The following is a 17,842-nucleotide window of genomic DNA, read 5'->3' on the forward strand; positions in this document are numbered from 1 at the left end:
CTGTGGTCGATTGCGCGTGATCAGTGGTCGAGGGTTGTTCAGGCGGCGTAATTGGCCTGCACCCACGACTTGCTCTCGAAGTAGAACCGGAACTTGGTGCCGTCCAGCACGTTCTTGGCAACGACCGTCCAATTACTGGTGGCCGTCGTGTAGTTGCTCTGGCAGTACGCGGGCTTCGAACGGGGGTAGAAGCACACCTTGACCTTGCGATTGGGGGTGATGATGAGGTTTTCGATCTTGATGTTGATGTCGTTGCAGCGCGAGGTCGTGGTGTACCTGCCGGAGCTGGGGTAGTAGTGGTTCTCACCGGAGAAGTAGACCGCGCCGCCGTAGCAGGTCGCGGCGCTCGCGGTGGGGGCGCTGGCCAGCACCCCCGCGCCCGCGAGTGTGACCGCCGCCGTGAGGGTGGCCGCCGCCTTGCGTACCGTGCGTCCGGACATGGTGCTTTCCCCCTGTTTTTTCGGAAGTGTTCTGCTCTGTGCAGTTGAACGCGCTCAGACTAGGCGACCTGGCATCGGAGAGGTCCCTGTAACTTTTCAGGGTGTGCCTCAGGAAGGTTCGCACCCCCGCGATTGGGCCCTCTTCGATGCGGGCACCTTCGCTTCGGCCGCGCCGGAGTTCACTGCTGGTACCAGGCGGTCTTCAACGGTTTGTTGTTGCCGTCCCGGCTGACTGCACTGTCCCGCTCGTCCCGAATCGGTCGCGCGGGCGCCCGGGGACCCTGGAAAGTTTCAGGTTCCCCGCGACGCCCGCCCGCGCCACACTGACCGGCATGTTCACGAGCATCCGTACCCGGTCCGCCGCACTCGCGGGCGCCCTGCTGGCCGCCGGCCTGGGTGTCGCCACCGCCGCCGCACCCGCGCATGCCGCCAAGTCCGACTGCCCGGCCGGCGCGTTGTGCGCCTACACCCAGTCCAACTTCGCCGGAACGCCGGGCAAGGTCTACCAGAACAACGCGGACCTGACGCCGTACTACTCGTTCCGGAACGTCAAGTCCGTGTACAACCACGGCAACTCCTGCGACGTGACCATCTACACCGGTACGAACTACACCGGCAACCAGATGACGATCGAGCGCGGCGACGCCTACAACTTCGGCTCGGGCAGCACCTTCGTGCAGAACGGCATCAAGTCCAACAAGTGGGTCAACTGCGCCTGACACTCCGTCAGTTCCGCGTCAGACCTCCCCGGCCTTGCGCAGCGCGCTCCAGGTCCTCGGTCCCACGATGCCGTCCGCATCCAGCCCCACCCGCTTCTGGAAGGTGACGACCGCGGCGTGGGTCATGGGGCCGAAGATGCCGTCGGCCTCGCCGACTTCGGTGATGCCGTGCAGGTATCTGAGCAGGCACTGCGCCTCGCGAACCTGGCTGCCGCCCTCGCCCTGTTTGATGGTGAAGTCCCAGGTGCTGTTCCAGCCGGCGGTGTAGCCGCGGCCGTACTTCTCGTCCTCGTACATCGTGGGCTTCTCGCAGCTGGGCGGCGCCGCGGCGGCCGGGGCGTCGTCCAGCAGGGTGTAGGTCGCCGTCGTCGCGCTCAGTATCGCCGCCGCCGCGACCGCCGCGAGAAGCGCCGAACGGCGCCAGCGGCGGGGGCGCAGCCGGGGCAGGCGGGCCGAGCGGGAGGCGCCCGCGGCCTGTTCCACCCGGCGCAGCAGCGCACCGGTGTCGGGGACGCGGGCGGCGCGTTCGCTGTGCGTGGGGGCCAGACAGTCCCGGACGATCTCCCGCCAGGCCTCCGGGAGTTCGGCGGACAGCCGCAGCTCCTCGGCGCCGCGCGCATAGCGCATCGCCGCGTCGGCGCGGGCCTCCGTGCTGCCGCCCGGTAGTGCGAAGGAGCCGGTCAGCACGGTGTGCGCGAGGACGCCGAAGGCCCAGATGTCCGCGGAGGGGCGGACACGGGTGCCGCGCTCGTCGATCTCCGGCCACAGCAGTTCCGGCGGGGTGTAGTCGGGCGTGGCGAAGGCGGGCGCGTAGGCGTGGGTGCCCTCCAGCTCGGCGGCCATGTTGAAGTCGGCCAGCCGTACCGAACCGTCCTTCAGCAGCAGCACGTTGGCCGGCTTGAGGTCGCCGTGCACCCAGCCGGCGTGGTGCAGCTGGTGCAGGCCCTCGCAGATCTGGGCCAGCAGGGCGGGACCGGACGCCGGTTTCGGGTCGTGTGCCAGTACGGTGTCCAAGGAGCCCTCGGCCCGTTCGAGTACGAGGACGGTGGCGCCGTCGAGTTCGGGGTGCTCCGGGTCGTCGACGGTCAGGGTGTCGTACATCCGGATCAGCCGCGGTGCGCGCAGCTTGCCGAGCAGTTCCACCTCCCGTTCGGCCAGATCGCGCAGGTGGCGCAGCTGGCGCGGGGTGCGGGTGCCGGTGGGCAGGAACTTCAGGGCCGCCCGGGCGGGCAGCTGCGGGTCCCCCTCCCCGGCGAGCCGGGCGGCGTAGACGGTGGCGAACGCACCGGAGGCGAGGGGCTCGCGCACCTCCCAGGGGCCGACCCGGTAGCCCTTCGGGACGGGGACGGGGCACGACTGTCCGGTCACCGGGCCACCTCGCTCCGGGTCGCGGTGAGCATGGTCAGGTCGTCCTCGCGGACCAGGTCGAAGCGGAGCGCGAGCGAGACCAGCGACTCCTTCTTGCCGTTGACGCGCAGCCCGGGCTCGGCCGTGTCGGGGCCGGGGCGCAGGCGCAGCTTGAGCGCCAGGTAGTCGATGTTCCAGTAGACGGCCGAGCGGCTGACCGCCGGCCACACCGGGCGCAGCCGGTCCACCAGCTGCTCCACGGCGGGCAGCGGGGCGTGCGGTTCGCCGCGCAGGCGGGGTTCGCACAGGGCGGCCAGGACCGCGAAGTAGCGTTTGGTGCGGTCGAGGGCGAACGCCGGTGCGGTGAGGTTCCCGGCGAGCCCCTGGGGGGCCACGCTGCGGAAGGCGTGGCGCGGTGCCCAGACGTCGAAGGCGAGCAGGTCGCCCGCCGCGGGCAGCACCACGCGGGAGAACTCGAACGCTACGGGCGCCTCCACACGGCCCGGCGCGACCTTGATGTGTTCCCCGGCGCCTTCCGGGTTCTCCACCACATAGGTCTGGCTCTCGCTGTAGTTGGTCAGCAGCCAGAAGTTCCGGTGCGCCGTGATCTCACCGGCGACCCGGGGCACCCCCTCGTGCGCGATGGTGAGGCCGCCGTCCCGGTCCGCGCGGCCGAAGGCGAGCCGCTCACCGGTGGCGATCCTGATCTGGTCGTCCGTCCCGGCGCATGCCGGCGGCACCACGATGATGCTGTACACAGGTCGTCCCCCTGTCCCTGTTCGAGGAGGGCCAGGCCACCCTCCGTCGACCATCGGATCAGGGGCAGGGTAAGCGACGTGTGCAAACGGGGGCGAAGCTTCCCTCCGCCGTGGCGGGTCGCCGGGGAAACACGGGCGAAATCCGCCGGAGTCCTTCACCGGACATCCGGAACTGAGGCAGCGCCGGTTCGCGTACGACTGTGCACGCGTGGAGCGGCCTCCGGCCCTCCCCCGAGGGGACCGGAGGCCGTCGTCGCGTGTGATCAGCAGACGGGCAGGCCCGGGATCGGCTCGTAGTTGTTGCCGCCCGACACCTTGGTCGCCGGGAACCAGCCCCAGGCGTGGTGCTCGCTTCCGGTGTCGCCCTGGGTGTAGAGCCACCAGTCGTTACGGGCGTTGCCGACAGGTGGGTTGGGGTAGCTCGGGCTCTTCGTCTGGCAGAGGAACCAGTTGTTGCCCGCGTACAGGTAGCCGACCTTGTTGCGGTGCCAGATGATGTCGCCGCCCTGATAGTTGTGACAGTAGCGGGCGGTGTATGTGCGCCCCTCGGGGTCGGTCTTCGTCCCCGCGTTCCCCCAGCAGCCGTTCGGCGCCGCCGAAGCCCCCGTCGGTGTCAGTGCCACGGCGCCCGTGGCGAGCACGGCAGCGGCTCCCAGTGAGGCGAGCACGCGCTTCATGGCTGGTGTCCTTCCGGTCCTGCCACCCCCGTGGGTGGACACGCCCACGGTGACGCCGGCCTCGCGCGAGTGGTACCTCAGAACTCTCAGGGTCACTTCCGGCCGGGCGGCGTGTACTCCTTGAGGTAGTGCGCGACGCGGGTGGCGTAGTCGCGGTACTTCGGGGGAACACCGCCCGCGTTGTTCACCGACTTGTACGAGGTCCGGTAGGCGGCGGCGATCAGCACGCGGCGGTCGCCGGACAGGCCGGAGGCGTTCAGGCGAGGTTCGATGAAGCACAGGTAGCGGCCCACGGCCGGAATGGACTCTTCGGGGGTGAGCGGAGGCCTGGGGGTCTCCGACGCGGGGACACCGTCCGCGCGGATGTACCAGCGCAGGATGCTCGGCGTCCAGCGGGCGATGCCGTACTCGCCCTCCCCGCCCACGCCCGGGTCGGAGAGGTCCGGGTCGAAGTTGCTCTCCGCCTTCAGCAGGGCGGCGATCAGCGCGGGGGTGACTTCCGGCTGGACGCAGTCGTGGGCGGAGTCCACGATGAGCCGGCGGTAGGCCACCGGGACGCCCTTGTCCGTACGGAGTTCGGCGGCGCCGTAAGTGGCGGCCGTGACCTTCCCGGTCTCACCGCCGCCCGGGTCACCGCCGTCGGCCCAGGTGCTGATGCCGTAGCCGAGCGCGGACACCGCCACCACCGCGGTCGCGGCGGACAGCACCGTCGTACGGCGTGAGCGGCGGCGGGGGAGCAGGGCCCGCGGCAGCCGCGGTGAGCGACCCGTGCCGGCCGCGGCCTCCACCCGGCGCAGCAGGTCCTGGGTGGCGACGCGGTCCTCGTGCGTACGGGTCAGACAGCCGCGGACGATCTCCCGCCAGACGTCCGGGAGTTCGGGCGACAGCCGCAGCTCGTCGGTGCCGCGCGCATAGGCGGCGGCCGCGTCCCGGCGGGCCGACGGGGTGGCGCCGGGCAGCGGGAAGGAACCGGTGAGGAGCAGATGCGCGAGCACACCGAAGGCCCAGACGTCCGCCGACGGGCGGATCCGCCGGCCTCGCTCGCCGATCTCCGACCACAGCAGCTCCGGCGGCGTGTAGTCGGGAGTGGAGAACGCGGGCGTGTACGCGTGCGTGCCCTCCAGTTCCGCCGCCATGTTGAAGTCGGCCAGCCGGGCCGAACCGTCCTTCATCAGCAGCACGTTGGCCGGCTTGAGGTCGCCGTGCACCCAGCCCGCGTGGTGCAGTTGCGCCAGCCCCTCGCAGATCTGCGCGAGCAGCGCGGGCCCGGCGGCGGCGCGCCGATCCGCCGCTCCCGTCGCCAGCAGGGTGGACAGGGAGCCCTCCGCCTTCTCCAGCACGAGGACGGTGGCGCCGTCGAGGGCGGGGCTGGCCGGGTCGTCGACGACGAGGGTGTCGTACATCCGGATCAGCCGCGGCTGTTTGAGCCGGCGGTGCAACTCGACCTCGCGCTCGATGAGTTCGCGCAGGTGGGTGAGTTGGCGTGGGGTGCCGGTGCCGGTGGGCAGGAACTTCAGGGCGGCGGTCGCGGGGAGGGCGTCCCCTTCGACGCGCCGCGCCTCGTACACGCTCCCGAACGCCCCCGTGGCGATCGGCTCGCGCACCTCCCATCCGCCCACCCGGTACCCCCTGGGCACCGGCACGGCGTACGGCTCGGTCATCGGGCCACCCGTCCGGAGGCGGGATCCGTCAGGACGACGAGATCGTCCTCCCGGACCAGATCGAACCGGAGCGCCAGCGACACCAGCGACTCCTTCTTGCCATTGAGGCGAGGACCCGTGTCCGCCGTCTCCGGGCCGGGCTTGAGGCGCAGTTTCACGGCGAGGTAGTCGATGTTCCACTGCACGGAAGTGCGGGACGCGGCGGGCCAGTTGGGGCGCAGCCGGTCCACGACCTGGTCGACGGTGGGCAGCGGGGCGTGCGGTTCGCCGCGCAGCCGGGGCTCGCACAGGGCGGCCAGCACCGCGAAGTACCGCTTCGTACGGTCCACCGAGAACGCCGGGGCGGTCGTCGCCCCGTCCAGGCCGCCCTCGGAGCTGAGGTAGTCGTGGCGCGGCGCCCACACCTGGATCGCCAGCAGATCGCCGGCCGCGGGCAGCACGATCCGCGAGAACTCGAACGGGATCGGCGCGTCCAGCCGCCCCGGCCCGACCTTGATGTGCTCGCCGGCGCCTTCCGGGTTCTCGACGACGTACGTCTGCTCCCGGCTGAGGTTGCTCAGTATCCAGAAGGCGCCCTGCGCGGTGATCTCACCGGCTCTGCGGGACACCCCGTCGTGCCCGATGGCGAGGTCGTTGCCGGAAGCGGACCGACCGAAGCCGAGCCGCTCGCCGGGTGCCAGCCGGATCTGGGTGGGATGGTTCTCGTCCTCCGTGGTCGGCGGAGGTACCACGATGATGCTGTACAAGGTGCGTCTCCCCGTGCCTGACGGCTACCCACGCCAGACTAGGGCGACGCGGCCGGGCCGTGTCCCCCTCGAACAGGTGAGACACGGCCCTCGGCGGTGATTGGCGCGAACCGGACCCCGGTTGAGGGGGGTTCGGTGAGGAGGTTGTGAGGATCCCCGGAGCCTCAGTAACGCGGGCGCCGGAACCATTCCGCGCTGGCGCGCTTCGCGGCGAAGACGATCAGCAGGATGGCGGCGATCATGATGAGCAGCCCGAGGCCGTAGGCGGCGAGCATGAAGATGCCGGTGACGATGGCGAACGAGCCGTAGACGATGGAGCAGACCCGGACGGCGTTGCCGCCGTTGGCGTACTGCAGCAACAGCACGAGACCGAGGACCGCGAACACCGCGGCGAGCCCGATGAGGAAGACGACGACGCCCTTGCCCAGGTCGGCGATGCGCTCCGCCTCGGCGTCGCCGCTGATGCCCGCGGCGGCCATCTCCTGGTCCCACCGGGTCAGGAACCAGGCGTACATGCCCGCGATGATCACATGGGCGAGGACGACCAGGCCCAGCATGATCCGGGCTGCCTTGGTGATGCCCGGCATCATGGCGGGACCGGCCGGCGGGTAGCCGCCGTACGGCTGCTGCACCGGCGGAGCGGCCGGGTAGGCGCCGTACGGCTGCTGTGGCGGGGCTCCGGGCGGGGCCGCCTGCTGCGGGTAGCCGTAGCCGGGCGGGGCCGGCTGCTGGCCCTGGGGAGGCGGGCCGTAGGGGTTGTTCGGGTCGCCGAAGCTCATGGCGGTCCTTCCTCCGTCTGCTTTCCTGCGTGGGGACGACGCGTGGCACGGTTCGGAGGAAGGTTCTACGGTTGCGGTTCGTCCCCCCGGTGCTGCCCGCGACACTCGGCACTCATCGTTCTTCAGTGCCCTCTTGCTTGTCCAGCCGCATTCCATACGCGTTGTGCAAGTCCAGGACGTGCGGGTGTGAACGCAGTGATCCCCGGGCGGCGACAGCCACCCGGGGATCACCTGTGAGCGTCAGCCGACGGCCGTCAGAGCAGGCCGAGGGAGCGGACCGCCTCGCGCTCCTCCTCGAGCTCCTTGACGGAGGCGTCGATACGGGCGCGGGAGAACTCGTTGATCTCCAGGCCCTGGACGATCTCGTACTTGCCGTCCTTGGTGGTGACGGGGAAGGAGGAGATCAGGCCCTCCGGGACGCCGTAGGAGCCGTCGGACGGGATGCCCATGGAGACCCAGTCACCGTCGGCGGTGCCGTTGACCCAGGTGTGCACGTGGTCGACGGCGGCGTTGGCGGCGGAGGCCGCCGAGGAGGCGCCGCGGGCCTCGATGATCGCCGCACCGCGCTTGGCGACGGTCGGGATGAAGTCCTCGGCGAGCCACTTCTCGTCGTTCACGACCTCGGCGGCGTTCTTGCCGGCGATCGTGGCGTGGAAGATGTCCGGGTACTGGGTGGCGGAGTGGTTGCCCCAGATGGTGAGCCGCTTGATGTCGGAGACGGTCGAGCCGGTCTTCTTCGCGAGCTGGGTCAGCGCGCGGTTGTGGTCGAGGCGGGTCATCGCGGTGAAGCGCTCGGCCGGTACGTCCGGCGCGGCGGCCTGCGCGATCAGCGCGTTGGTGTTGGCCGGGTTGCCCACGACCAGGATCTTGACGTCGTCCGCGGCGTGGTCGTTGATGGCCTTGCCCTGCGGCTTGAAGATGCCGCCGTTGGCCTCCAGGAGGTCACCGCGCTCCATGCCCTTGGTGCGGGGGCGGGCGCCGACGAGCAGGCCGACGTTGGCGCCGTCGAAGGCGACGTTCGGGTCGTCGGTGATGTCGATGCCCTGGAGGAGGGGGAAGGCGCAGTCGTCGAGCTCCATGGCCGTGCCCTCCGCGGCCTTCAGCGCCGGCGTGATCTCCAGGAGACGCAGCTTGACCGGCACGTCCGCGCCGAGGAGCTGGCCGGAGGCGATGCGGAAGAGCAGGGCGTAACCGATCTGGCCGGCCGCGCCGGTGACGGTGACGTTCACGGGAGTGCGGGTCATGGCGTTCTCCGTATGACAGCTGGCGGTGGGGCGTCTCTGCCCCGATGATCGATCTCTTGGCGTCGAGAGATCCACCGGTCAGGCTATCGCGCATCCGGGATCTCGCACGGCCGGGCCCGTGTGGCCCACCCCACAGAATGACCACGAGTACGGCGAAAGGGGGCGGCCGCCCGGTCCGGGAGAGGAAAACGGGGCGGCCGCCTGGTGGGGGTACCGATGACCGGACTCCCGTGGGGGTACGGTGCGCGTTCCCACTCAGCGGCCGCCCATTCGTCGCCGTCCGGATTCTTTGCCCGCGGCTGTCGTTACTGCGTGCAGCCCTTCTGGCCTGCGGCCAGCGTCGCGCAGGCGATCGCCTCGCCGGCGTCCTTCACGGCCACCATCGGCGTGTAGGCGATCGTGTCGCCGGCCGCCGTGATCGGCCCGGACTCCTCCTTGGCCTTGCCGGCCGTCACGACGACCTCGTCGCCCTGCGCGGCATGCGTGACCCGTCCCCACGCGGCGCCGCAGGTCTCGCTGTAGCGCACCTCGACCACGGCCGTGCCGACGGTCGCGGTCCTGGCGGTCGTCACGAGGTCACCGCTGCACCCCATGGCCTCCGCGTCCTTGCCGGTGCAGGAGTCGCCGCTGCACTTCACGCCTGGCGGCAGATCGGGGTCGGTCGAGGCGGTCGGCGAGGGCGACTTGGCGACGTCGTCGCCCTTCTTGTCGCCGCCGGGGTCGGTGAGGTAGAACACCGCCGCGATCACGACCAGCACACCGACGACGCCCGCGAGGAACATCGTCAGCCGCCGCTTCGCACCGCCGGCGCCACCTGGGGAACCGGCGCCGGGACGGGGGCCCTGCGGGGGTTCGCCGTACGCACCCGGCGTCCCGGGCGACCACGCCGGTCCCGGCTCCGCCCCAGAAGCCCCAGGAGCCCCGGAGACCCCGGACACTCCGGGCGCCCCCGACGCTCCGGGCACCCACGACGCACCCGGCGTCTCCGCCGCTCGCCCCCCTGCCTGCGACGGCCCCCGGTACCCCGCCAGCCCCCACGAGTTGCCCTCGGCGGCCCCGCCCTCCCGGACGTCACCGCCGCCGGCTCCCCGTACCGGAGCGTCCTGGACCGTCGAGTCCCGTGCCTCCGGCGCCTTCGGCTGGACCGGCACCGACGGCGGCACGGTGGGTGCCACGCCCGCCGGGCCCGCGACGCCGGGCGTGGGCGCCGCCGTGGCGCTCGAGCCGCGGCGCGAGCCCTTGCCCGCCTTTGCGCCGCCCTTGGCGTTCGCCGGCGGCGCGCCGAACTCGCTCAGCGCCGCGCGGGCCTGGGAGATCCGGATCGCCTCCATGGTCATGTCGTGACGCATCTCCGAACGGCTCCACGCCCGTTCGGCGAGCTCCCACATGGTCGTCAGGTGGACCGGATTGGTGCCCGTGACCTCCGCGAGCGCCACGATCGCGCCCTTGGGCGCGAGCAGCCGCCCGTTCAGATACCGCTCCCACGACGTCTTGCTGTATCCCGTGCGGTCGGCCACCGCCGCGACACTCAGGCCGCTGCGGTCCACGAGCCGACGCAACTGGCTCGCGAACTCCCTGACCTGCGGATCGAGTTCATCCGGCAAGGCCCTCCATCGAGGCATTGCTTCCCCCCTCTTCCCCCCGGTTGGTGCTGGTGTTTCTCGCGTTCCCCGCGCGTGACGCCGTCCGCGTCGTCCAGTGTTCCACCAGCTTCCCTCTACAGCCGACACAACCCTGGCAGTAAGCCCTTACGGGCGAACGGGACGCCCCCGACATCCCGATCGGTCACGCTAGACCGCATACCCAACGACTTCCTTGCACATCCTCGAACTTGTCAACACATCGACACACAGAAAGCACATACAAGAACACTCATGTCACACACGCCATATGCGGGTGACTCGGACACTTGAGCCTCGTTGTGATCACCCCAGCGCAACGGCCCCGACCACCGCCGCCAGCACCAGCGTCACGGCGAGCGCCACGGCGACGACCAGCAGCCGGCGCGACGGCGGCCCGGACTTCTTCGGCGGCGCGTCCCACCAGGGCAACGTGGGATCGTCCTCGTACTCCTCGCCCTCGGCCGGCGCCGCGCCCTCCGGCTTCCCCGGCGCCGTACCCTCCGGCCTCCCCGGCACCGCGGCCGGCTTCGGCCAGGCCCGCACCGCGAGTTCCCACCGCACCTCGAAGCGCTCGGCCTCCTCCTTCTCCACCCCCGCGACCCGGCACAGCGCGGCGACCGCCTGCCGGGGCGGGGGCTGGGTGGCGTTGAGGTAGCGCTGCCAGGAGGACTTGCTGTACGCGGTGCGCGCGCCCAGCGCGACCAGACTCAGGCCCGTACGGTCCTTGAGCTGCCGCAACTGCTCCACGAAGTGCCGCACCTCCAGCGGCAGATCGCCGGGCAGCGGCTGCCACGCACCCATCGCTCACCTCCGAACCAGACCCGATCGGGTGACGACACGACACGGCGCGTCGGTTCCCCGACGTGCGCGACGTAGCGGAACGGTCACCTCCGTGCCACAGCAGACTGACAGCCGTTGAACAGCCCCTTCACCGTGCCCGAGGGTTGACGCAGACGGCGGTCCGTCCTTCCTCGGGGGAGAGGACGGGCCGCCGTCATGTGCGGTGCTTCAGCTCTCCACCGTGAAGTGCAGCGCGTCCTTCAGGAACGGGAGTCTCAGCAGCGGGTCCGGCTGGGCCATCAGCGCCAGCAGGACGATCGCGAGGCCCAGTACGCCGTACGTCACTATGTCGGTGAAGCGGGAGCGCACCGCCAGCATGCCGACGCTCGGCAGCAGCCAGCGCATCACCGCGCCGACCAGCAGGGCGCTGCCGATCAGCAGGGTGCCGACGCGGAACACGTCGAGCGCGGTGACCAGCAGACCGACCCCGACCAGCCCCAGGACCACCAGGACCGGCCACTGCCGGGCCGGGGCCGGCAGGTCGCCGGGCGCCGCGCGGCCACCGCCCTCGGGGCGTGCCGTGTCCCTGGTGAACAGCGGAAAACGGCGGGTGGCGCGCCGGGGCGTGCCCTGCGCATCCGGCGCACTCACCGAATCCCGGACGCCGACGTCCCCGACGTCCTCGATCTCCTCCGCCTTCTCGGAGCCCGCCTCAGCCGACACTGCGCTCCGCCGCCTCGACCACGTTGACCAGAAGCTGCGCCCGGGTCATCGGGCCCACGCCGCCGGGGTTCGGGGAGATCCAGCCGGCCACCTCGGCGACGCCGGGGTGGACGTCGCCCACGATCTTGCCCTCGGCGTTGCGCGAGACACCGACGTCGAGGACGGCCGCGCCCGGCTTCACGTCCTCGGGGCGGACCAGGTGGGCGGAGCCCGCGGCGGCGACGATGATGTCGGCGCGGCGCAGATGCGAGGCCAGGTCGCGGGTGCCGGTGTGGCACTGGGTCACGGTGGCGTTCTCGCTGCGCCGGGTCAGCAGCAGCGGCATCGGGCGGCCGATGGTGACACCGCGGCCGACGACCACGACGTCGGCGCCCTTGATCTCGACGCCGTGCCGGCGCAGGAGGGTGAGGACGCCGTTGGGGGTGCAGGGCAGCGGCGCCGGCTCGCCCAGCACCAGCCGTCCGAGGTTCATCGGATGGAGCCCGTCCGCGTCCTTGGCCGGGTCCATCAGCTCCAGGATGCGGTTCTCGTCGATGCCCCTGGGCAGCGGGAGCTGGACGATGTAGCCGGTGCAGGCCGGGTCCTCGTTCAGCTCACGGACGACGGCCTCGATCTCCTCCTGGGTCGCCGTGGCGGGCAGTTTGCGCTGGATGGAGGCGATGCCGACCTGGGCGCAGTCGCGGTGCTTGCCGGCGACGTACTTCTGGCTGCCGGGGTCGTCCCCGACCAGGATCGTGCCGAGGCCGGGCGTGACGCCCTTCTCCTTCAGCGCCGCCACGCGGGCGGTCAGGTCGGACTTGATCGCGGCTGCGGTGGCCTTGCCATCGAGAATCTGGGCGGTCATGGCTCCCATCTTCCTGGATGACGCCCTCGCTGTTCCAATCCGGGTCCGCACCGGCCCCCGGCATCTCATCTCCGCCCGTTTCCGCCCATGATCGATGATGTTGCACTTGCACAACACATAGGGAATGCGGCTGGACAACAACTCGCCACTGCCACCTACGATGAGCGCCGCAGTACTGCGGTCCGTGTTCGGGGGGCAAACCGCTCATTTCGTGTCGTTCCTCCGTGCAATCCGCGTCGTCCCCATGTATGCAACGGAGGAATTCGGCCATGAGTTTCGGCTCGCCCAACGACCCCTACGGACAGGGGCAACCACAGCCGGGTTACGGCTACCCCCAGCAGGGCCAGCCCGGCCAGCCCGGCCAGGGCTACCCCCAGGCGCCGCAGGGCGTCCCGCCGCAGCAGGGTTACGGCTACCCGCAGCAGCCGGGCTACCCCGGCGGTTACCAGCAGCAGCCCGGCTACCCCGGCGGTTACCCGCAGCAGCCCGGCTACGGCGTCCAGCCGCCGTACGCGCACTGGGGCCTGCGCTTCGCGGGCACCCTGGTCGACATGCTGGTGTTCGCGGTCCCCTACATCCTCGTCGGCGTCGGGGTGGCCAACCGGAACTCGGCCCTGATGATCGTCGGCTACATCGTCATATTCGGCATCGCGATCTGGCAGCTCATCATGGAGGGCCGCACCGGCCAGACCCTCGGCAAGAAGGCGCTCGGCATCCGCCTGGTGAAGGAGGCCACCGGCCAGCCCATGGGCGTCGGCATGGCGTTCGTGCGCCGTCTCGCCCACTTCCTGGACGGCATCGCGTGCTACATCGGATACCTGTGGCCGCTGTGGGACGCCAAGAAGCAGACGTTCGCCGACAAGGTCTGCTCGTCGATCGTGATCCGCGCGAACTGAGCACGGGTCACGGCGCCTGCGCTCCATTTTTCATCCGTGATCCCCGGGTGGCCGTAGCCGCCCGGGGATCCGTGCGTTCTTACCCTCGATTCAGGTGACCGGTGTCACAGGGGTGGCCTATGCTGGTCGATCCTGGCTGGTCAACCGCCCTGTGGGGTGGGGTAGTTGGCCGGGGTCAGCGGCGACGCGCTGACTACCTCTCACCAATTGGTCTGCATCGGGGGACGATCCATGGCCCAGCCGCACCTGCCGCCTCAGCGCGCGGACGCGCCGCGACCCGGAGCGCGCCCTCCGGTCGAGCCGTGGCGGAGCGAGGCGTGCCGGCTGCTGTGCGCCGGGACGTATATGCACGTCGGGTTCCGCGACGCGGTGATCGACGAGCTGTATGTGCATCGCGAGCGGTTCGCCGCGCCCTCCTACGGCTTCGACGCGGCACGCGTCCTGGCCCACGCCCTGCGGGCCCGCCGCCAGGAAGTGGCGTGGGCGGCCGGGATGATCGGCCTGTGGGTGGTCGCGGCGGCGATCGCCAAGCAGCTCATCCTGATCGTGATCTGGCCGATCCTGCTGATCGCGCTGGGCCGCCGGCTGAGCGGCGCCCGCGGCTTCGACGCGAGTTTCCCGCAGTTCGCCCTGATCAGGCGTGGCCTCGCCTTCGTCATGCGCTGGTACGGGCGTATCGCCCTGTTCTTTGCGTACTACTCCCTGATCGGTCTGCTCATCTCCGGTCCCGACGAAGACGAATACGCGTCCGATCCGTACGGCGGCTCCGGGGGCAGCCTCCTCGGCGTGTCGGAAGGCGACGGCCTCGGGGATCTCTTCGACCTGTTCGTGGGCTCGTCGGGCGACCGCGTCTCCGCCGCCTGTCTGCTCGTGCTGCCGCTGCTGCTCGCGCTGCTCAGCGTGGGGCAGCGCGATCAGGTCGCGCGGACCATCGCGGGCGAGCTGTCCAAGGCGCGGTTCGGGGACCTCGCCGGCGACCCCGCCGAGGCGGCGACCGGCCACCGGTTCCGCGAACTGAGCCGCCGCATCCGGCAGGAGCAGCACGCGCCGCTGATCCTGTACGCGAAGTCCGATCCCTTCCGCGGCGCGGGAGTGCCGTTCGAACCGTGGTCCCTCTCCATCGAACTCCGCCCCCGTGACACGGGCGACGGCGACTCGCCGCTCGACGCCCTCACCAAGCCCGGGGCGACGGCCACGCCCGCGGAGCCGCTCGACAACCACACGGTCCTGGAGAAGATCAGGCCGCTGGTGGAGCAGCTTCAGGAGCCCTCGGCGCGCCGTTCGCCGCAGGCCGCCGACGCCGTGCTCGACCGGCTGCGCGAACTCGTCGTGGACGAGTGCGTGTTCCTGCCCGCGGAGGGGCTGCCGGGCCGGATGGCCTTCCCGTACACGCCGGACACCTACGCGATGCACCGCGCCGACTCCGTGGAGGAGGGCGGCGAGCAGCGAAGGCACTTCCTGCGGGTCCGTGTCGGCGGCTGGGACGAGGAGATCGTCGTCACCGTCTTCGTCCGCGTCCACACCCAGGGCGGGATGCTGATGCTGGAGGTCGCGCCGCATGTGCTGCCGCCGGTCAACCCGCTGTTCGCGACCGCCGACCGGATGGCCCACGAGCATCTGCACCGCGGCGGTCTCGGCCGCTACGTCTTCGCGCTGCTGCGTATCCCGGCCGTCACCGGCGACGCCCTGCGCGTCCTGGTCCGCGCCGTCGCCCAGCAGTGGCGGCAGGCCACCGGCGTCCATGCGGACACGCTGCCGGACGGGCCGGGTGTCTGCGTGCGGGAGCTGGGCGCGGATGACGAGGCGACCCTCTTCCAGGAGATGGACATCGCCCGCTATCTGAAGTCCATCCAGGACCGGATCGCGGGCGGGGTGCGCCAGGCGCTGTGGAACGCGGGGTACGACATCGCCGAGTTCGAGCAGAAGGTCACCAACGTGTTCAACAACAGCGGGACCTTCGTCGGGGGCTCGGTCCAGGGCAGCGGGATCGCCATCGGCAAGGACAGCAGGGCCACCGCGACGGCGGGCAAGCCGTCCGCGGGGTCGTCGTCGGGCACCGCCGGCGGGTCGAAGTAGCAGTCATGCGAGCAACAGCAACGGAGGATGACATGAACCAGCCGCCGACGGGCGACGGCCAGGGCTCCGGCACGTATGTCGGGGGATCCGTCACCGGCAACGGCATCGCGGTCGGTGCGGGTGCCAGCGCCAGCTATACGTCGATGTCGGCCCCGGCCGACGCGGCGCACCAGGCGCTGCTGAAGGCCGTCCACGATCTCGCCGAGGACCTCAAGCGCTACCCGGTCACGCCCGAGACGCAGGAGCTCTCCGCGAGCCTGGAGGAGGCCGAGCAGCAGGTGACCGGCACCGGACGCGCCCAGCCCGGCGTACTCGACCGGCTTCGGACCGCCCTGGAGGCGGCGAGCGGCGTCCTCGGCGCGATCACGTCCGCCACGGCGCTCGGTACGGCCGTGGCCGGACTCCTCGGGGGCTGAGCGATGGGCGGCGGGGGCGCCGGCGAGGTCCGGTGGAACAAGGACACGCAGTCGTGGGAGCAGGTGGGAACGGGCGGCCACTCCGCTCCGCCTCCGCCGCCCGCCTGGCCGCCGACGGCCCCGGGGCCCGGGGGAGGAGCGCCGGGCGACGGGGAACCGGCGGGTGGCGCGGCCGCCCCGCCCACCTGGCCGCAGCCGCCCTCCCTGCCGCCCGGGGACCCGCGTGGCCGCCGGGGCAGGGTCATCGCCGCCGCGGTCGCCGCGGCGGTCGTGGTCACCGCCCTGGCGACCTGGCTGGTGGTCCACGTGGCGGGGGACGACGAGGGCAACAAGGCGGGCGGTGTCCCGTCCAGCACCGTCGGCGTCTCCCAGGACGACGAGACCGAGCCGTCCCCTGACGCCTCGTCCGACACGGCCGTACCCTCCGAGGACCCGCTCACCGCCGCGTCCGAGTCACCCGAGGTGCCCGCCGGATACCGGCCGGTCGACGACCCCTCGGGCTTCTCCACGGTCCTCCCCGAGGGCTGGACCCGCAGTTCGCGGGACGGCGGAGACGTCGTCTTCTACACCTCGCCCGACAAGCGCGGCCTGGTGCAGATCTTCGAGGTGGTCGAAGCCGGTTACACCCCCGACGACGCCCTCGACGTCGCCGTCGACAGCCTCTCCGGGCAGCCCGGCTTCACCGAGATCAGCCGGGGCTCCGTCCCGGAGGAGACGTACGCGAGCGAACTCGTCTACGAGTACGACAGCAAGGAGATCGGCGAACGGGTGCGGGCCGTCGACCGGGTCTTCCAGACCGACGACGGCCGTCTCTACGCGATGGTCGTGCGCGGCACGACGGACGACTGGGCGCGCACGCAGGAGACGCTGGAGATCGCCAGGGCAGCCTTCACGCCGAGCTGAGACCGCCGTCGGACACCCCGTCCGCGACTCCAAGAACCCTCACCTCGCCACCACCACTCCATCACCCCGCACACGGCCCAAACCCGATTTCTCGCCAACTCTCCCTTCATGGGCCGAATCCCGGTACGGGCTCGGTGACTTGTTCGGTCGACGTGTCTGACCTCACAGCCGGTCCTTCGGGTGCTGGAGTGGTGCATACCACCTGTGCTGGTCACCGAGGGCCGGGGTGCGGTAGGGGCGGTTGGCGATCGGGCGACCAACCTGGCATTCCGCAACTACCGGCCAGTACCCCTGGTATGGCGCAATCCACTCGGTGTGGACCTTCGCCCTGCCACCATCAACACCCATCGAAAATCCAGGCGTCGGGACAGCGGCGGGGGACTGGCCATGGGGTTGCTCGGAAATGAGCTGGCGTTCGCACACACGCTGACTCCCCAGGAGCGCGAGAGCGTCATGGCTCTCGGCCATCGGAAGAGCTATCCGGCCGATGCGCATCTGCTCACCGAGGGCGACCGTTCCAGTCACGTCGTGATCATCATTCAGGGGTGGGTGACCGTATCCGTGGTGACGGACCGAGGGGCCACCCGGCTGATACTCGGCCTGCGCGGCCCGGGTGAACTGCTCGGCGAGATGGCCGCGCTGGACCAGCATCCGCGCAGCGCCACCGTGCGCGCGCTCGGCCCCATAGAGGCCCAGGTCATATCCGGGGACGCCTTCCGTCGCTTTCTCGCCCTGCACCCCCGGGTGAGCGGTCTGGTGATACGTCAGCTCACCGGCCGGCTCCGCAGCGCCGACCAGGAGCGGTCCGCGCTCGCCTCCCTCACCGTGCTCCAGCGCCTGGCCGGCCGGCTCGTCGAACTGTCGGCAGTCGACCCCTCCGGCCCGTCCGGCCGCCCCTACGTCCCGTCCGCGGCGGGCCCCTCGAACGGCCCCGCGACCGCCGGCCCCGTCGTCCAGCTCGCCCAGGACGAACTGGCCGCCACGATAGGGGCCACCCGCGAAGCCGTCGCCAAGGCCCTGCGGCTGCTGCGCACCCAGCACATCGTGCGCACCGGCAACCGGATGGTGGAGATCCTCGACCCCGCGCTGCTCGCGCTCCTCGCGGACGGTCATCAGGAGTAGGCACAGGAGCAAACCCACGCCCCGCCGTGTGTAAACGGCTACAGACGCTTCTCACTCCGGGCTCGACCCTGAGTCCAGCCGGCCTTTTT

At 71.1% G+C, this 17,842-nt stretch carries 18 protein-coding genes; 6 read left to right on the forward strand and 12 right to left on the reverse strand.

Translation table 11 applies throughout. From position 1 onward, the window contains the following. Positions 1–38 precede the first annotated feature (38 nt). Complete coding sequence (locus tag ACP4J3_RS00105; RefSeq protein WP_426528951.1) at positions 39–440, reverse strand: hypothetical protein; 402 nt, start codon at positions 438–440, stop codon at positions 39–41. Between the two features lie 332 nt (positions 441–772). Between ACP4J3_RS00105 and ACP4J3_RS00110 the strand changes: the two genes are divergently transcribed. Then, a complete protein-coding gene (locus ACP4J3_RS00110) occupies positions 773–1,159 on the forward strand; it encodes a peptidase inhibitor family I36 protein (protein ID WP_426528953.1) in 387 nt (128 codons plus the stop codon). 18 nt (positions 1,160–1,177) lie between these two features. Here ACP4J3_RS00110 and ACP4J3_RS00115 read toward each other — a convergent pair whose 3' ends face one another. From ACP4J3_RS00115 to ACP4J3_RS00165, 11 genes are all read right to left on the reverse strand, one after another. Next, positions 1,178–2,527, reverse strand: coding sequence for a protein kinase domain-containing protein (locus ACP4J3_RS00115; RefSeq protein WP_426528955.1), 1,350 nt, complete (start codon positions 2,525–2,527; stop codon positions 1,178–1,180). Beyond that, positions 2,524–3,264 (reverse strand): FHA domain-containing protein, encoded by a 741-nt coding sequence (locus ACP4J3_RS00120; RefSeq protein WP_426528957.1) that lies wholly within the window; start codon positions 3,262–3,264, stop codon positions 2,524–2,526. Before ACP4J3_RS00120 ends, ACP4J3_RS00115 begins: the two co-directional genes overlap by 4 nt. 263 nt (positions 3,265–3,527) lie before the next feature. Next, positions 3,528–3,941 (reverse strand): hypothetical protein, encoded by a 414-nt coding sequence (locus ACP4J3_RS00125; protein WP_426528959.1) that lies wholly within the window; start codon positions 3,939–3,941, stop codon positions 3,528–3,530. Between the two features lie 92 nt (positions 3,942–4,033). Beyond that, complete coding sequence (locus ACP4J3_RS00130; protein WP_426528960.1) at positions 4,034–5,602, reverse strand: protein kinase domain-containing protein; 1,569 nt, start codon at positions 5,600–5,602, stop codon at positions 4,034–4,036. Then, entirely contained in the window at positions 5,599–6,348 is a 750-nt protein-coding gene (locus tag ACP4J3_RS00135; RefSeq protein WP_426528962.1) for an FHA domain-containing protein, read from the reverse strand. Before ACP4J3_RS00135 ends, ACP4J3_RS00130 begins: the two co-directional genes overlap by 4 nt. Before the next feature lie 164 nt (positions 6,349–6,512). Continuing rightward, positions 6,513–7,127 carry a hypothetical protein gene (locus ACP4J3_RS00140; protein ID WP_426528964.1) on the reverse strand — a complete coding sequence of 205 codons (615 nt, stop codon included), beginning with the start codon at positions 7,125–7,127 and terminating at the stop codon, positions 6,513–6,515. 254 nt (positions 7,128–7,381) lie between these two features. After that, positions 7,382–8,371 (reverse strand): malate dehydrogenase, encoded by a 990-nt coding sequence (locus ACP4J3_RS00145; protein ID WP_426528966.1) that lies wholly within the window; start codon positions 8,369–8,371, stop codon positions 7,382–7,384. A 305-nt stretch (positions 8,372–8,676) separates the two neighbouring features. Further along, positions 8,677–9,975: a DUF2690 domain-containing protein gene (locus tag ACP4J3_RS00150; protein WP_426528968.1), complete on the reverse strand. Its 1,299-nt coding sequence runs from the start codon at positions 9,973–9,975 to the stop codon at positions 8,677–8,679. A 321-nt stretch (positions 9,976–10,296) separates the two neighbouring features. Beyond that, complete coding sequence (locus ACP4J3_RS00155; RefSeq protein WP_426528970.1) at positions 10,297–10,794, reverse strand: helix-turn-helix domain-containing protein; 498 nt, start codon at positions 10,792–10,794, stop codon at positions 10,297–10,299. Positions 10,795–11,001: 207 nt separating this feature from the next. Next, positions 11,002–11,496: a DUF3017 domain-containing protein gene (locus tag ACP4J3_RS00160; protein ID WP_426528972.1), complete on the reverse strand. Its 495-nt coding sequence runs from the start codon at positions 11,494–11,496 to the stop codon at positions 11,002–11,004. Next, positions 11,486–12,340, reverse strand: coding sequence for a bifunctional methylenetetrahydrofolate dehydrogenase/methenyltetrahydrofolate cyclohydrolase (locus tag ACP4J3_RS00165; protein ID WP_426528974.1), 855 nt, complete (start codon positions 12,338–12,340; stop codon positions 11,486–11,488). The genes ACP4J3_RS00160 and ACP4J3_RS00165 overlap by 11 nt, the downstream gene beginning before the upstream one ends. Before the next feature lie 269 nt (positions 12,341–12,609). Here ACP4J3_RS00165 and ACP4J3_RS00170 point away from each other — a divergent pair, with 269 nt between their 5' ends. The 5 genes from ACP4J3_RS00170 (at position 12,610) to ACP4J3_RS00190 (ending at position 17,753) form a co-directional block, all read left to right on the forward strand. Continuing rightward, positions 12,610–13,236: an RDD family protein gene (locus ACP4J3_RS00170; RefSeq protein WP_426528976.1), complete on the forward strand. Its 627-nt coding sequence runs from the start codon at positions 12,610–12,612 to the stop codon at positions 13,234–13,236. Positions 13,237–13,467: 231 nt separating this feature from the next. Continuing rightward, entirely contained in the window at positions 13,468–15,312 is a 1,845-nt protein-coding gene (locus ACP4J3_RS00175; RefSeq protein ID WP_426528978.1) for a hypothetical protein, read from the forward strand. A gap of 32 nt (positions 15,313–15,344) precedes the next feature. After that, positions 15,345–15,728 carry a hypothetical protein gene (locus ACP4J3_RS00180; RefSeq protein ID WP_426528980.1) on the forward strand — a complete coding sequence of 128 codons (384 nt, stop codon included), beginning with the start codon at positions 15,345–15,347 and terminating at the stop codon, positions 15,726–15,728. A gap of 3 nt (positions 15,729–15,731) precedes the next feature. Beyond that, positions 15,732–16,631, forward strand: coding sequence for a hypothetical protein (locus ACP4J3_RS00185; protein WP_426528982.1), 900 nt, complete (start codon positions 15,732–15,734; stop codon positions 16,629–16,631). Between the two features lie 387 nt (positions 16,632–17,018). Further along, a complete protein-coding gene (locus ACP4J3_RS00190) occupies positions 17,019–17,753 on the forward strand; it encodes a Crp/Fnr family transcriptional regulator (RefSeq protein ID WP_426528984.1) in 735 nt (244 codons plus the stop codon). Positions 17,754–17,842 lie beyond the last annotated feature (89 nt).

This window comes from Streptomyces sp. UG1 (assembly GCF_049974585.1).
GTDB lineage: Bacteria > Actinomycetota > Actinomycetes > Streptomycetales > Streptomycetaceae > Streptomyces.